We start from the raw sequence: 14,018 nt of genomic DNA, 5'->3' as shown, positions 1-14,018 counted from the left end.
GTCGGGCTACGCCCGCCCTACGCCGCAACCAGCGCGAACAAAGCGCCCGTCATACCCGTCACGCTGCTCGACGAAGGGGGTCCCTTTTGCACGCCGATAGGGGGTCCTTTTTGGACGCCGATTGACACTTCGTCGCCTGGGAGGCCGATCGCGGGCGCTCACCGGCGACGATCGAGCGCCGGGTGGCGGCGATCGGGCACTATCATCGTGCCGAGAACCTCGTGGCGCCCACCGCGCAGCCCTGTGCTGGGAGACTGCGCGAGACCATGGCGGGGGTCCGCAACAGCCGGGGCGGCAAGAAGACGCGCAAGCGCGCGGCCGATGCCGGCATCCTCGAGGCGATGCTCGCCGCCTTCCCCGGCGATGGCCTGCGCGCGCTGCGCGATCGGGCGGTGCTCGCGACCGGGATGGCCGCAGCGTTGCGGCGCTCCGAACAAGTCGCGCTCACCGTCGACGACATCGAGCTCGTGCCCGAGGGTCTGCGGGTCATCATCGGGCGATCGAAGACCGACCAGGGTCAGGAAGGCGCGGAGGTGGCGGTGCTCGAAGGGTCGCGGTTGCGGCCCAAGGCCCATCTTCTCGCGTGGATGGCGGCGGCGGGGCATGATAGTGGGCCATTGTTCCGACGGCTGACCCGGAGCGATGAGCTGACCGACGACGGGATGAGCGATCGGGCAGTCGCGCGCCTGGTCCAGGCCGCGGCGCGCAAGGCAGGGCTCGACGAGCGGCAATTTGCTGGTCACTCCTTGCGGGCCGGCTTCCTGACCGAGAGCGCCGCGCGCGGTGCCACCATCTTCAAGATGCAGGAGGTCAGCCGGCACAAGACGGTTCAGATCCTCTCTGAGTACGTGCGCTCCGCCGAGCGTTTCAAAGATCACGCTGGGACAGGGTTTCTGTGACCAGAGGTGCCGCTTCCAGTGGTCGTAGTTTGGCTTTATCGAGAAAGCTCATCAGCGAGCGAGGCGAGCTGGCGATGGCCATCGATCTCATCGATCGCGCTCGTGTGGCGCTCGCGGCGAAGCGGTTCCGGCTTCGGGAGGATGATAGGCCGCTTGGCGAGGTGACGTTCTCTGCGGCGTGGTCTCGCGACGCGGCCGTACCCTCGAGGCGACGATCGCCGCCGCGGACAGCCTTCTCTACGCCGCTAAGAGCGAGGGGCGGAACCGCGTGTCGAGTGAGCGGCACCTGGTTCCGCCTGCGCGCCTTTCCTATCAACTCCGGTCAGGCAGTCCCGGGATGGCTTAGCGATGCCGGGGTGAGCATCCTTATCAACAACTCCCCATGCGCGCCGAGCTGCTCCAGGAGCGCAATGCTATGTTCCTGCACGTCGTTGGGATTCTCGAACACCTCCATCGTGTAGCAGCCCCGCGCCATGTCGCAGCCGGGCGTGTCCCTGGCAGCGCGTGAGTATGGCTCCGGCCAGCGGCAGACGAGTACCCAAGGCCACCCCCCTTCCGGCGGCTCGTAGCGGGAGATCAGGACGTTGTCGGAGAGCAATGCCGACGGGCGTCTATCGAGGAGGTCAGGCGCAACCGCGGCCGAGCATGGCTCATCGAGAAAGCGGTCCAGCTCGGCGCGTTCCTCGTCGGTCTCCAGGGTAATCGCATAGTAGCGGCCGAGTGCCAGCCCCTCCCCGCGGTTTCGGATCGGCATGTCGATCAACATCACGCTCGGCGCGGCGATCATCGGCGAGGCGTAAAACATGCGCTCGCGCGCGAGGGTCTGCGAGAGGCGGTACATGGTGCTGATCGGCCGTTCCCAACTTACCTGAGCGGTCGGGACGATATGGTCGCATAATGACCGACATCGAGCAACTCTCCCCGGATCGATGGCGCGAGCGAAAGGCTCCGTCGAGCATGGACACGCTCTGGTAGTCTCCTCAGCGGCGCCCGTTGGTCCGGCGACCCGCGTTGAACGGCCGCGCTCTCGAGGTCGGCGCCGACCGCTTGCCGATCAGTGCGCCAAGTGCGTCGCCCGCTTCACCTTTTCTGCGCACCTAGCCAGTCCGTCGGTCGTCGGGCGAACAAGTCAATCGCCATTCTGCGCAGCCGTTGCATGCGGCCAACTCCAATCTCGTATTTCGGGCATGTCCTCGCCATGCTCGCGGACGTAGAGCTTGTGGGCGATCAGCTTATCTCGAAAAGCTTGCTTCGCGTGACTGGCAGTCTGCGACAGACCGGGCACGCGGTCGATCACATCCATCGCGAGATGGAACCTGTCGATCCCGTTGAGAACCGTCATGTCGAACGGTGTCGTCGTTGTTCCCTCCTCCCGAAAACCACGAACATGCACGTTTGCGTGATTGTGACGCTTATAGGTCAGCCGATGAATCAGGTAAGGATAGCCATGGAAGGCGAATACCACCGGCCTGTCCGTGGTGAAGATCGCGTCGAAGTCGGCGTCGGTCAATCCATGTGGATGGTCCTGTCGCGACTCCAACGTCATGAGATCGACGACGTTGACCACCCGGATTTTCAGATCCGGCACATGTGTTCTTAGGAGGTCCACGGCCGCGAGCGTCTCTAGGGTGGGAACATCCCCCGCGCACGCCAGCACCACGTCTGGAGCTGCGCCGTCCTGGTCTGTGCCCGCCCACTCCCAAATGCCTACGCCCGCGGCGCAATGCAGCTCGGCCTGTTCGGGCGTAAGCCATTGCGGCGCCGGCTGCTTGCCAGCGACAACGACGTTGATCCGATTGTGGGTGCCGAGGCAATGGTCGACCGTCCGCAGCAGGGTGTTGGCGTCCGGCGGCAGATAGACCCTGACGATGTCCGACTTCTTGTTAACGACCAAATCGAGAAAACCCGGATCCTGATGGCTGAACCCGTTATGATCTTGCCGCCAGACGTGGCTTGAGAGCAGGTAATTGAACGACGGAACCGGCTGCCTCCAATCCAGCTCCCGGCTAACCTTCAGCCACTTGGCATGCTGGTTGAACATCGAGTCCACGATGTGGACGAACGCTTCATAGCAGTTGAACAGGCCGTGCCGGCCGGTGAGGGTATAACCCTCCAGCCAGCCCTGGCAGAGATGCTCGGACAACACCTCCATCACCCGGCCGCCGGGCGCGAGATTCTCGTCATAGGGTTCGACCGGCTCCATCCAGGCTCGATCGGTCGCTTCGAACACCGCGTTCAGGCGATTGGAATTCGTCTCGTCCGGACCCACCACGCGAAAATTCCGCGCCTCTTCGTTCAGGCGAAGCAATTCCGCCAGATAGCGCCCGGTCGCACGGGTACCCTCGGCTACGGCCCCGCCGGGAGCTGGGACGTCGATGGCGAAGTCGGACCACCTCGGCCGATGGAGTGCTCGGCGAAGGCGACCGCCATTCGCATAAGGACTTGCCCCCATGCGCTTGTCACCGTCCGGCGCCAGTGCTCGCAGTTCGGGCAGCAGTCGCCCCTCCTCGTCGAACAGCTGGTCCGGACAGTAGCTGCGCATCCAGGTCTCGAGGAGCTGACGGTGCTCCTCATTCTCGCGGGCTTCCGCGATCGGTACCTGATGGGCGCGCCAAAAGCCTTCGACCTTCTTGCCATCCACCTCCTTCGGCCCTGTCCAGCCCTTCGGGCTCCTCAGCACGATCATGGGCCAGCGCGGCATGCCGCTGACGCTGCCGCTGCGGGCGCTCTGCTGGATTTCGGCGATTCTATCGAAGCAGCGGTCCAGCGTCTGCGCCATGAGCGGATGCATCGCCCCGGGCTGATGTCCGGCAACGAAGAAAGGTTCGTACCCGAGCCCCTCGAACAATTGCCGCAGCGCGTCGTCGGCCATGCGGCCCATGATGGTGGGGTTCGCGATCTTGAAGCCGTTGAGGTGCACGATCGGCAGGACGGCCCCATCGTAGGCGGGGTCGAGAAACTTGTTGCCGTGCCAGGATGCGGCGAGAGGTCCTGTTTCCGCCTCGCCATCGCCAACGACGCAGGCGACGACCAAATCGGGATTGTCGAGCGCCGCACCAAAGGCGTGGATCAGAGAATAGCCGAGCTCGCCCCCCTCATGGATTGAACCAGGTGTTTCCGGCGCCGCATGGCTGGGGATGCCGCCGGGAAATGAAAATTGCCGGAAAAGACGGCGCATGCCATCCTCGTCCGGCCCAATAAGCGGGTAGATCTCGCTATAGGTCCCTTCCAACCACGTGTTCGCGACCATTCCGGGTCCACCGTGCCCTGGTCCACAGACATAGAGCACGTCCGAACCGCGCGCGCGGATCACGCGATTTAGGTGGGCATAGATGAAGTTCAGCCCGGGCGTGGTGCCCCAATGCCCAAGCAACCTCGACTTCACGTGTTCCGCCCGCAATGGCTCCTTCAGCAGCGGATTGTCGACAAGATAGATCTGCCCAACAGAGAGGTAATTGGCCGCACACCAGTAGCGATGGATCAGTGCCGCCTCCTCGTCTGAAATGTTCGACAGACACTCGTTCATCGCGGGTTCGCTCATCGTAGTATCCAGTTCTCAACAAAGTTTATTTCACGTCTTGATTGCTGGCGCGCGACGGCGCCCTGTGCGTGCGGCTCGGTCGGCGCGGCTTGCCGCTTGCGCAGAATGACCGGCGTATTTGCGAGCCGGCAACTTCGCCGAACACTGGGGCTTACGGGTGGGTTCATGCCGCGGCCGCGAGCAACAGCTCGATCGTATGCAGCGCGATCATCAGCTCCTCGTCGGTGTGCATGACGCGCAACAGCACGGCGCTGTCTGGCGCGCTGACCACTCCTTCCCCGGCGGCATTCGCGGCGGCATCGATTTTCACGCCCAGCCAAGCCAGCCGCTCGGCGATGAGGGCGCGCACGGAAGCAGCGCCTTCGCCAATCCCGGCGGTGAAGACAAAGGCGTCAACGCCGCCAAGCGACGCGGCGAGCGCGCCCGCCTCCCGTGCCACGCGGTAGGCGAACAACTCGATGGCTTCATCCGCCCGAGGATCGTCGCTGTCCAGGAGCACACGCATGTCGCTCGACAGGCCCGACACGCCGAGCAGCCCGGACTGCTCGTAGAGCAACCGTTGTACATCCTCAGCGGTGAGGCCCTTTTGCTGAAGGAGATAGAGGAGCACGCCAGGATCGATGCTGCCGCAACGCGTGCCCATCACGAGCCCGTCGAGCGCGGTGAAGCCCATGGTCGTGTCGACGCTCAGGCCTCCGCGCATCGCGCACAAGCTGGCACCGTTCCCCAGATGCGCCACGATCACCCGCGCAGAGGCAAGCTCGGGCGTTACCTTGAGCAATGTGCGACTGACATACTCGTACGAGATGCCGTGGAAACCGTACCGGCGTATGCCTTGCCTGCCGAGTTCACGAGGCAGCGCAAAACGCATCGCGACGGCCGGCTGGGTGCGGTGAAACGCCGTATCAAAGCAGGCAACCTGCGGAAGGCGCGGGCGAACGCTCCGGATGGCTCGAATGGCCGCCAGGTTATGGGGTTGGTGGAGCGGGGCCAGCGGCGTGAGAGCCTCGATCTCGTCGACGACAGAGTCGCTGAGCACCGCTGGTCCTGTGAACTGAAGCCCGCCGTGAACGACACGGTGGCCGACCCCCACGAGCTCCTTCGATCCGAGATGAGCTTCAGCCCAGTTGAGCAACGTCTCGAGAAACGCCTCGTGGGGTAGGGCAGCACCGCCGCCCCAACGCTGCTCGGACAGAAGCACGCCAGAAGCGTCGCGCGCTTCCAGGTGGGGCGACGTACCGATACCCTCAATCTTGCCGGCCGCGGCGGCGAAAGCGCCCCCGTCGCCGTCGAGTTCGAATAAGCCAAACTTGATGCTCGACGAACCAGCGTTGAGACTGAGAACGGCTCGGCTCACATGGCTCTCCCCGCCAGCCCTCAAGACCTAGTGTCCCGCCACGCGCGCGCAGGACCGCCAAGGCGGAGGAACGAAGCCCCGCCCCGAGGCGGCTGGAGACACCGATCGGCAGATCCCCGCCAAACACGGTTCCCCCAGTCATCCATGGTGAGCAGGACGAAGGGTCGCCGGCGAGGCTGCGCTACCGCCCTCGAAGGTTCGTAGCGCCTGTCGAACTAGTCCAAATTCGCTCTCACGAAGTTCGCCCCCGCAGCGACCGGCCGACGGCCGCGCTTGACCGGCGGAGTGCGGCATCCAACGAGCGTCCCGAGGAGCTGTCGTCGTGGGCGAACCAGGGTCAGTGAGGCTCATTAGAACTCCAGACGGGTTGCGGGTTCGTAGAGCAGCGGAAGATGCTTCTCCTTGACGACGGTCAATCACGAAGCGCTTGTCCCGAGTCCAGCCCCGGGCGTTCGAACGGCGGCAGCGCCCGCGCGTCGGCGCCTGTGGTCGACCCCGCTCGATCGACTGGCTTGGCGATCGGCCGGACAAAGGCGCAGACCTCGTCGGCGTAAGCAGGTACCATGGCAGAAACGGACGCGAGTGACAGCAACCTTACATGCCAGACAATTTCGAACCCGATTCCAACCCGCTGGTTGCAGGCGACAAAGCGGGTCTCACCGCTTGCGAAGAAGCGTTGATGCTACGCGTTGGAACGGTCCGCCTGTATTCACCGGACTCTCCGGCGTACCGAGAAGGTGACCAGGCCGACAACGTCTTCATCATAAGAGCCGGAATCGCACGAGCGAGTCGACTCTTGCCGGACGGGCGACGGCAGATCGTGGCGTTCCTGTGGGCGAATGATCTATTCGGGCTCGCGGAGGACGGCGCTTATATCAATACGATCGAAGCAGTTACCACCCTCGACGTGGTTAGAACGCCGGTGGCGGCAATGAATGAACTGCTACGTGCAGATGCCCGCATATCGCTCGACATGGCAAGAAGAACGGCACATTCGCTTCGCGAAGCGCAACGTCACATACTATGTCTAGGGCAACTTGACGTGCCGCGCCGCGTCGCGAGGTTCATTTCCGACTGCGCCAGCCATGTCGAGCTTTTCGATGAGCGGACGAACGTGCTGTGCATGCCGATGAAGCGTTTGGATGTTGCCGACTACCTCGGCACGTCGATCGAGGCCGTCGCACGGGCCGTGACTCAGCTCGAAAGTGCTGGATTGATCGAGCGCCGTCTCCGGCGAGATTTCCTGATCCCCGACCCTGCCCTGCTGCGCGACTATGCGACACGGGCAACACATGGAAGTTGACCGTTGTCAATTTGATGCGGCCAGATCGCAGCTACCACCATCGCCGACACTGACAATGCGCTGCGGGTGATGTCGACGGATCAGGCAAGGGATGTCGGACATGTGGTCGCTGTGCGCGGCCCGGTGATCGACGCTTCCTTCCCGCATCCACCACTGCCTGCAATCAACGAGGCTCTTCGGATAAGCACTCCGACGGGCGATCTCGTCGCTGAGGTTCAAAGCCACATCGACGAGCATACCGTGCGCGCCGTATCGCTTCATCCGACGACGGGTCTTGCCCGTAACCTCGAAGTCGCAGCAACCGGCGGCCCGATCACAGTTCCTGTCGGCGATTTGGTCCTCGGTCGGCTGCTAAACCCGGTAGGTGCGGTTGGCGATGGGCGGGCAGATCTGCCGCCAGACACACCTTGCTCCCCGATCCATCGCTCGCCGCCACCGTTGGAGGCGCAGAGCGCGGCGACGGAATTGTTTGAAACCGGCATCAAGGTCGTCGACCTGCTGGCCCCCCTGGCCCGCGGCGGCAAGGCGGCCATGTTCGGCGGCGCCGGCGTTGGCAAGACCGTGCTCGTTATGGAACTCATCCGCGCGATGGTGGCGCGGTACGAAGGCGTGTCCGTTTTCGCCGGCATCGGCGAGCGGTCGCGCGAGGGGCACGAGCTCTTGTCCGACATGCGCGGGTCCGGCGTTATCGACAAGACGGTGCTGGTATTCGGGCAGATGAACGAGCCGCCAGGTGCACGCTGGCGCGTGGGCATGACCGCACTCACGATAGCCGAGTATTTTCGCGACCAACAAAAGCGCAACGTCCTCTTGCTCATGGACAACGTATTCCGCTTCGTCCAGGCGGGGAGCGAGGTCTCGGGCCTGCTCGGGCGGTTGCCGTCTCGCGTCGGTTACCAGTCGACGCTCGCCAGTGAGGTCGCAGCGCTTCAAGAGCGCATAGCGTCCGTCGAAGGAGCCTCGATCACGGCGATACAGGCGGTCTATGTGCCCGCCGACGATTTCACCGATCCAGCCGTAACTGCCATCTCGAGCCATCTCGACAGCACGGTGCTGCTCTCGCGTACGATGGCAGCAGAGGGTATGTATCCGGCGATCGACCCACTGGGATCAACCTCGATCCTCCTGGATCCTCTGGTAGTTGGGGAGGAGCATTACAGGCTTGCGCAGCAGGTGCGAGAGACGGTCGCGCGGTATCGCGACCTCCAGGACATCATCTCGCTGCTGGGCTTGGAGGAACTGGGGCAGGAAGATCGGCAGGTCGTGGGACGAGCGCGGCGCCTCCAGCGATTTCTGACACAGCCATTCGTGGTCACCGAGGGGTTTACCGGACAAAGCGGCCGCTCGGTCGCGCTCGCCGCGACGCTCGCCGGCGTTCGAGCCATTCTCGCGGGCCAAACGGACGATTGGCCGGAAAGCGCACTTTACATGATCGGCGACCTCGACGAGGCTCGCGGCAAGGCGATGAAGCACGATGAAGCTGCGCATCGCTGACCCCACCAGCATCGTGGTCGACCGGGAGGTCGCCTCGGTGCGAGCTGAGGACGCAAGCGGCAGCTTTGGCATCCTGCCGCGCCACGCGGACTTCCTGACCGTTCTGGAAATCTCTGTCGTGGCCTGGCGCGAGGTCGACGGAACGCCGAACTTCTGTGCGGTTCGCAATGGCGTGCTGACCGTCTTGGCCGGCGAGGTAGAGATCGTCACGCGAGAGGCCCATGTGAGTGCCGACTTGAACGAACTCGAGATGGTGGTTCTTGCCGGTTATCGCGAGCATCTCGATGCCGAGCGGGCCAGCCGGACCAGCGCGGCAAAGCTTCGAACGCAAGCCATCCGGCGCATGGTTGAGGCTCTGCAAGGCGGGCCCGCGGAGCTCGGACTGTGATCGAGCGATCACCTGAGCAGCGGATCGCGGAAGCTGTTCGCCTCCGGGCCACCCGCGCTCGTCGGGCTCGGAGCCTGCCCTCGCTCGCTCGCAATATCGGGCAGATAGGGGTGCTAGGCTGGCAGGTCGTCGTTCCGGCTTTGGTCGGGCTGGGCCTTGGCCGATGGCTCGACCATCGTCTGGCGAGCGGCATCTTCTGGACCGCTCCGCTGCTGTTGATGGGGGTCGGGCTTGGCTGCTGGTTCGGCTGGAAGTGGATTGGACGCCAGTGATCCTGGTCCCGCTCCTCTTCCTGGCGCTTGGCGGCCTGGCCGGCACGGCTCACTTTGTCGCGATCTGGTATGACGCCCGGTATCGGATCGAGGGAGGAGCGCTGATCGCGATTGTCAGCCTCGGGGTGGGCAGGCTGGTCGCAACCGTTCTGATACTTCTCCTGGCCGCTTTTCATGGTTGGCCAGCGCTGCTCGCCGCCGTCGCGGGCTTCATGAGCGGGCGGCACATTGTCATGCATCGGCTCGGCAGGGCCGAGTGAAAATCGGATCGCCTCTCGCACAGCATGTGCTGTTCTCCCTGGGGCCGGTGCCGATCACGCAGCCAGTCCTGACCACCTGGGGGCTGATGCTCGCCCTGACGCTGGTCTGCTTGACGGCCACTCGCCAGGCGGCGCTGCGCCCTTCAAGACTTCAGGCGTTTGTGGAGCTGGTCGTTGAGGCCATTGCGCAGCAGATCAGAGAAACGATGGAGGCGCCTCCCGAGCGCTACTTGCCCCTGATCGGCACACTCTTTCTGTTCGTGCTTCTCGCCAACTGGTCATCGATTCTCCCCGGCGTCGAGCCGCCGACAGCGACCTTGGAAACGGACGCTGCGCTGGCGCTGATCGTGTTCGGTGGCACGATTTTCTTCGGGATCAGCGCATTGGGCCCGACAGGCTATCTCCGCAGCTTCGCAACGCCCTCCATCCTGCTCGCACCGATCAATCTGGTCGAACTCTTCACCCGCAGCTTCTCACTCATGGTACGGTTGTTCGGCAACGTGATGAGCGGCGCATTCATGATTGGCGTCGTGCTGAGCCTCGCCGGCCTGCTGGTGCCGATCCCGCTGATGGCGCTCGAGCTCCTGACGGGCGCCGTCCAGGCGTACATCTTCGCCGCGCTGAGCATGGTCTTCATCGGCAGCGCGATCTCCGAGGCATCTCTTCCTGAACAGGAGTCCGCATGAACTGGGTACATCTTGCGAGCATCGTCGGCGCCGCTCTTGCGGTTGCGTTCGGCGCGATTGGACCCGCGCTGGCGCAGGGTCGGGCAGTGGCGGCAGCAATGGACGCGATCGCGCGTCAGCCGGAAGCGGCGAACACGGTTTCACGCACCCTGTTCGTGGGGTTGGCAATGATCGAGACCATGGCGATCTACTGCTTGGTGGTCGCCCTGCTGTTGCTCTTCGCCAATCCCTACGCCTGATCGTCGTGCATATCGATCTCTGGACGCTCGCGCTTCAGGCGATCAACGTCCTCGTCCTTGTATGGCTTCTCTCGCGCTTTCTATATCGACCCGTGATGCGGGCGGTTGCCGCTCGGCAAGCGGCAGCAGACAAGCTGCTCGCCGACGCGGAAACGGCCAGGAGCGACGCGTCGGCCATGGCGGCCGCGCTTCAGGTGCAGCAAGCATCGTTCGAGGCGAAGGCCGCAGATCATCGCGCCGCAATGCTCGCGGGTGTGGCGGAAGAGCGTGGGCGGCTGATCGATCAGGCCAACGCAGAGGCGGCAGCGATCCGCGATCGCATGCACGCCGCTATGGAGGTCGATCGAGCGCGCGACCTTCGTGGGCTGCAAGAACAGGCGGCGCTGCTAGCCGGCGCCATGGCTCTAAAGCTGATCAACCGCCTCCCGGGCGACTTGATCGCCAGCGCAATGTGCGATGCGCTGTGCGATCGGGTGCGCTCTCTTACCGATTCCGAGCGGTCGCGACTGGTCGGGCCAGACGGGTTCGACATCGTCACCGCTGTACCTCTCTCGGCTGAGGAGCAGGAGCGCCTTCGCACCGCGCTATCCCGTTCCCTTCCCGGCTGTAAGCCTGGTGCCATGCTGACCGATCCGAACCTGATTGCCGGAGCGGAGCTGCGCGCCCCCGACCTCGTCGTGCGCAACAGTTGGCGCGCCGACCTTGACGCCATGCTTGCTCAACTGATGGCAGGAGAGGACAATGCCGCAAGCAGCTGACGACTGGCTCGGCCGCGCACGCGCCCGTGTCGAGGCCGTTCCGTTGGGACCCGACGTGCGGCAGGTGGGTTATGTGCTTACCGCCGGGGACGGGATCGCATCCATCTCCGGCTTGCCCGATGCACGTCTCGATGAACTGCTCCGCTTCGAGCATGGTCAGACCGGATTCGTCCAAAGCCTCGAGCGCGATAGACTGAGCTGCGTCCTGCTGGACGATCCGGACGGAGTTGAGGCGGGGAACCAGGTCCAACGGACGGGCGAGATCGTCCGTGTGCCGGTTGGAGTGGCGCTGCTGGGGCGCGTCGTCGATCCGCTCGGTAGACCTCTTGACGGCGGTCCTGCCATTCAGGCGGCGCGCCTCGACCCGGTGGAGCGACCCGCACCAGCCATTATCGAGCGCGACCTAGTCGTACACCCGGTGCAGACCGGCATTCTCGTTATTGATGCCATGTTCGCGATCGGGCGCGGGCAGCGCGAGTTGATCCTAGGGGACCGTTCCACCGGCAAGACATCGGTCGCGGTCGACACCATCATCAACCAGCGCGACAGTGACCTTGTTTGCGTCTATGTTGCGGTCGGTCAGAAGTCCTCTACCATCGCACGCGTCATAGACGCCGTTCGCCGCCATGGCGCCATTGAGCGCTGCATCTTCGTCGTGGCAAGTCCCGCCTCCTCGCCTGGGCTGCAATGGATTGCTCCGTTTGCCGGCTTTTCGATCGCCGAGTTTTTTCGAGATCAGGGCGGCCACGCCCTTATCGTCATCGACGATCTAACCAAGCACGCAGCGACACACCGTGAAATCGCCTTGTTGAGCGGTCAGCCGCCCGGTCGCGAGGCCTACCCCGGCGATGTGTTCTTTGTGCACTCGCGCTTGCTCGAGCGGGCGGGACGCCTGAGTCCGCAGAAGGGCGGAGGAACACTGACCGCGCTTCCCATCGCCGAGACGGACGCGGGGAACATCAGCGCCTATATACCGACCAATCTTATCTCAATCACGGACGGTCAGCTGGTCTTGAGCTCCAAGCTCTTCGCAGAAGGGCAGAAACCAGCAATTGACGTCGGAACAAGTGTAAGCCGCGTGGGCGGCAAGACACAGGCCAGGGTCTTGCGCTCCGCCACCGGTACAATGCGACTCGACTACTCGCAATTCGTCGAACTGGAGATGTTCACCCGCTTTGGCGAGCAACCCGAGCCGCGTGTCAAAGCGCAGATCGAACGCGGTCGGCGAATGCGAGCCCTGCTCATTCAACCACAGTACCAGCCGTTGCGCGTTGTCGAACAAGTCGCTCTGACGATGAGCTTGGCAGCAGGGCTGTTCGACGATGCGGCCCTCGACCAGATTTCAAGAATTAAAGCCGCTCTGCCAGAATGGCTCGGTCGGGAAGCGCCCGATGTCGTCAAGAGCGTTGAAGAAAGTGGATTGCTGGACGAGGCCGCTCGGGCAGGGCTGTTGGACGCGATCCGGCGGTTGGTCGCGCATATCGAGGGCGCCGGCGCGTGAGCGAGCGATTGGCCGACATCCATCGCAGGATTACGTCGATCCAACAGCTTGGCGCGGTCGTGAACGCAATGCGTGGGATCGCCGGCGCTCGAGCGCAGCAGGCCCACTCGCATCTACCCGCGATCCACGCCTATGCGGCGACCGCAGCCGACGCGATCGGACGGGCACGGCAGCTTCTACGTGATTGTCCGACGACGGAAACCGCGAGATCCGGCCCTGCCCTGCTTGTTGCTTTCGGCGCTGAGCAGGGGTTTGCCGGTGCATATGCCGAGCGGGTGATCGAAGCCGTTTCCAGTGAAGCGGGCACAGCGACGATCCTTCTGATCGGCACACGCGCGGCTGCGATTGCCGACGAACGGCAAGTACGTGTCGAATGGCGCAGAAGCCTGCCCGAGCGCGCGGCCGCGGTTCCAGCGCTTGCGACAACAATCCTGGAAGCAGTCTTCGAGCGGCTTGCCGCGACGGCAGCGGCTCGACTCGATATCGTGTTCCCGATGTGGATCGCTGGCCAGGGAAGCGTCATCCAGCGCCGGACCTTGCTGCCGTTCGACGCGACGCGCTTTCCTCTTCAAGCAAGCCCGAGCCCAGTGCTCGTCAACCTCTCGCCTGCGGATCTGATTGACCAGCTCGGCCAGGAGTTCCTGTTTGCTCAACTTTGCGAAGCGGGACTGGAGGCATTCTCGGCGGAAAACGAGGCTAGGGTAGAGACGATGGCGGCCGCAAAGCGGAACATCGACCAAAAGCTTCAGGATCTAGCCACCGAGGAGAAGCTCACCCGCCAGGAGGAGATCACGGCCGAGGTCATCGAACTTGCGGGTGGCGCTAGGACGCGTTGGACAAGTCCCTAAGCCCGCCTTGCAACGTAGCCTGCGGGGTGCGTGACGGCCGGGGAGCTGTTAGAAACAAGATCGCTGAAAGTCGCTGCCTCTCGGATCCGATTGTCATGCCGAGCCGGCAGAAAGTGCAACACCCGTCGCGCCTATTGCATATCTGAAAAGTCGACCCAGCCCTCGTCATCCGGTTGTGGAGCGATCCGCCCGCCCAGGGTGCGCGCAGCGTCCCTTACCTGGGAGAGGGCGCGGTCAGCGTTGGCGCTGCTCATGTTGGGTACGATCTGGTCGAAGTTGAGATGGCCTGCGTCGCGCAAGCCAAAGCCTCGCTCCAGATAGATGTCGAAACCGGCGCGCAAGGCCGTAAGCGTCCGGTCTTCTCCACCTTGCTGACGAGGTGATGCGCAAGCCACAGGTGCGGCACTGTGGCAGACACCGGTGCGGCATCATGGCGACGCGAATTATCGAGATGGTCGGGACTGAGCCGCGC

General features: G+C 63.9%; 15 protein-coding genes. 11 read left to right on the top strand and 4 right to left on the bottom strand.

Translation table 11 applies throughout. The annotated features are described in order from the left end of the window. The first annotated feature begins 182 nt into the window (after positions 1 to 182). A complete protein-coding gene (locus tag COA07_RS17250; RefSeq protein WP_245842221.1) occupies positions 183 to 899 on the top strand; it encodes a site-specific integrase in 717 nt (238 codons plus the stop codon). Positions 900 to 1,221: 322 nt separating this feature from the next. Here the strand turns inward: COA07_RS17250 and COA07_RS17245 are convergent, their stop codons facing one another. The 3 genes from COA07_RS17245 to COA07_RS17235 all read right to left on the bottom strand — a co-directional run bounded on the left by COA07_RS17245 (position 1,222) and on the right by COA07_RS17235 (position 5,797). Further along, positions 1,222 to 1,740 carry a hypothetical protein gene (locus COA07_RS17245; RefSeq protein ID WP_066709901.1) on the bottom strand — a complete coding sequence of 173 codons (519 nt, stop codon included), beginning with the start codon at positions 1,738 to 1,740 and terminating at the stop codon, positions 1,222 to 1,224. A gap of 288 nt (positions 1,741 to 2,028) precedes the next feature. Next, positions 2,029 to 4,440, bottom strand: a complete 2,412-nt coding sequence (locus tag COA07_RS17240; RefSeq protein ID WP_245842220.1) for a phosphoketolase family protein — start codon at positions 4,438 to 4,440, stop codon at positions 2,029 to 2,031. A 163-nt stretch (positions 4,441 to 4,603) separates the two neighbouring features. Then, positions 4,604 to 5,797 (bottom strand): acetate/propionate family kinase, encoded by a 1,194-nt coding sequence (locus COA07_RS17235; protein ID WP_066709928.1) that lies wholly within the window; start codon positions 5,795 to 5,797, stop codon positions 4,604 to 4,606. 598 nt (positions 5,798 to 6,395) lie between these two features. Here COA07_RS17235 and COA07_RS17230 point away from each other — a divergent pair. From COA07_RS17230 to COA07_RS17185, 10 genes are all read left to right on the top strand, one after another. After that, positions 6,396 to 7,100 carry a Crp/Fnr family transcriptional regulator gene (locus tag COA07_RS17230; protein WP_083956814.1) on the top strand — a complete coding sequence of 235 codons (705 nt, stop codon included), beginning with the start codon at positions 6,396 to 6,398 and terminating at the stop codon, positions 7,098 to 7,100. Between the two features lie 69 nt (positions 7,101 to 7,169). Then, positions 7,170 to 8,594 carry a F0F1 ATP synthase subunit beta gene (gene atpD, locus COA07_RS17225; RefSeq protein ID WP_066709906.1) on the top strand — a complete coding sequence of 475 codons (1,425 nt, stop codon included), beginning with the start codon at positions 7,170 to 7,172 and terminating at the stop codon, positions 8,592 to 8,594. Next, positions 8,575 to 8,982, top strand: a complete 408-nt coding sequence (locus COA07_RS17220; RefSeq protein ID WP_066709908.1) for a F0F1 ATP synthase subunit epsilon — start codon at positions 8,575 to 8,577, stop codon at positions 8,980 to 8,982. Before atpD ends, COA07_RS17220 begins: the two co-directional genes overlap by 20 nt. After that, on the top strand, positions 8,979 to 9,254 hold the full coding sequence (locus COA07_RS17215; RefSeq protein ID WP_211280990.1) for an AtpZ/AtpI family protein: 276 nt from the start codon (positions 8,979 to 8,981) through the stop codon (positions 9,252 to 9,254). Before COA07_RS17220 ends, COA07_RS17215 begins: the two co-directional genes overlap by 4 nt. Beyond that, positions 9,251 to 9,514: an N-ATPase subunit AtpR gene (locus COA07_RS17210; protein ID WP_066709910.1), complete on the top strand. Its 264-nt coding sequence runs from the start codon at positions 9,251 to 9,253 to the stop codon at positions 9,512 to 9,514. Before COA07_RS17215 ends, COA07_RS17210 begins: the two co-directional genes overlap by 4 nt. After that, on the top strand, positions 9,511 to 10,200 hold the full coding sequence (locus COA07_RS17205) for a F0F1 ATP synthase subunit A (protein WP_083956816.1): 690 nt from the start codon (positions 9,511 to 9,513) through the stop codon (positions 10,198 to 10,200). The genes COA07_RS17210 and COA07_RS17205 overlap by 4 nt, the downstream gene beginning before the upstream one ends. Beyond that, entirely contained in the window at positions 10,197 to 10,439 is a 243-nt protein-coding gene (locus tag COA07_RS17200; protein WP_066709912.1) for a F0F1 ATP synthase subunit C, read from the top strand. Before COA07_RS17205 ends, COA07_RS17200 begins: the two co-directional genes overlap by 4 nt. Positions 10,440 to 10,444: 5 nt before the next feature. Further along, complete coding sequence (locus COA07_RS17195) at positions 10,445 to 11,197, top strand: F0F1 ATP synthase subunit B family protein (RefSeq protein ID WP_066709915.1); 753 nt, start codon at positions 10,445 to 10,447, stop codon at positions 11,195 to 11,197. Then, the gene (locus COA07_RS17190; protein ID WP_066709919.1) at positions 11,181 to 12,698 is read left to right on the top strand and encodes a F0F1 ATP synthase subunit alpha; all 1,518 of its coding nucleotides are present in this window, start codon (positions 11,181 to 11,183) and stop codon (positions 12,696 to 12,698) included. Before COA07_RS17195 ends, COA07_RS17190 begins: the two co-directional genes overlap by 17 nt. After that, positions 12,695 to 13,546, top strand: a complete 852-nt coding sequence (locus COA07_RS17185) for a F0F1 ATP synthase subunit gamma (RefSeq protein WP_066709922.1) — start codon at positions 12,695 to 12,697, stop codon at positions 13,544 to 13,546. Before COA07_RS17190 ends, COA07_RS17185 begins: the two co-directional genes overlap by 4 nt. 131 nt (positions 13,547 to 13,677) lie before the next feature. On the opposite strand, the gene COA07_RS17180 is transcribed toward COA07_RS17185, so the two are convergent. Further along, on the bottom strand, positions 13,678 to 13,887 hold the full coding sequence (locus COA07_RS17180; RefSeq protein ID WP_066709925.1) for a hypothetical protein: 210 nt from the start codon (positions 13,885 to 13,887) through the stop codon (positions 13,678 to 13,680). Positions 13,888 to 14,018: the final 131 nt, after the last annotated feature.

Origin of the sequence: Sphingomonas adhaesiva (genome assembly GCF_002374855.1) — a bacterium.
GTDB classification, from domain to species: Bacteria; Pseudomonadota; Alphaproteobacteria; order Sphingomonadales; family Sphingomonadaceae; genus Sphingomonas; species Sphingomonas adhaesiva.
Note: the sequence above shows the minus strand (reverse complement) of the source record. Positions and strands in the feature narration are given on the sequence as shown.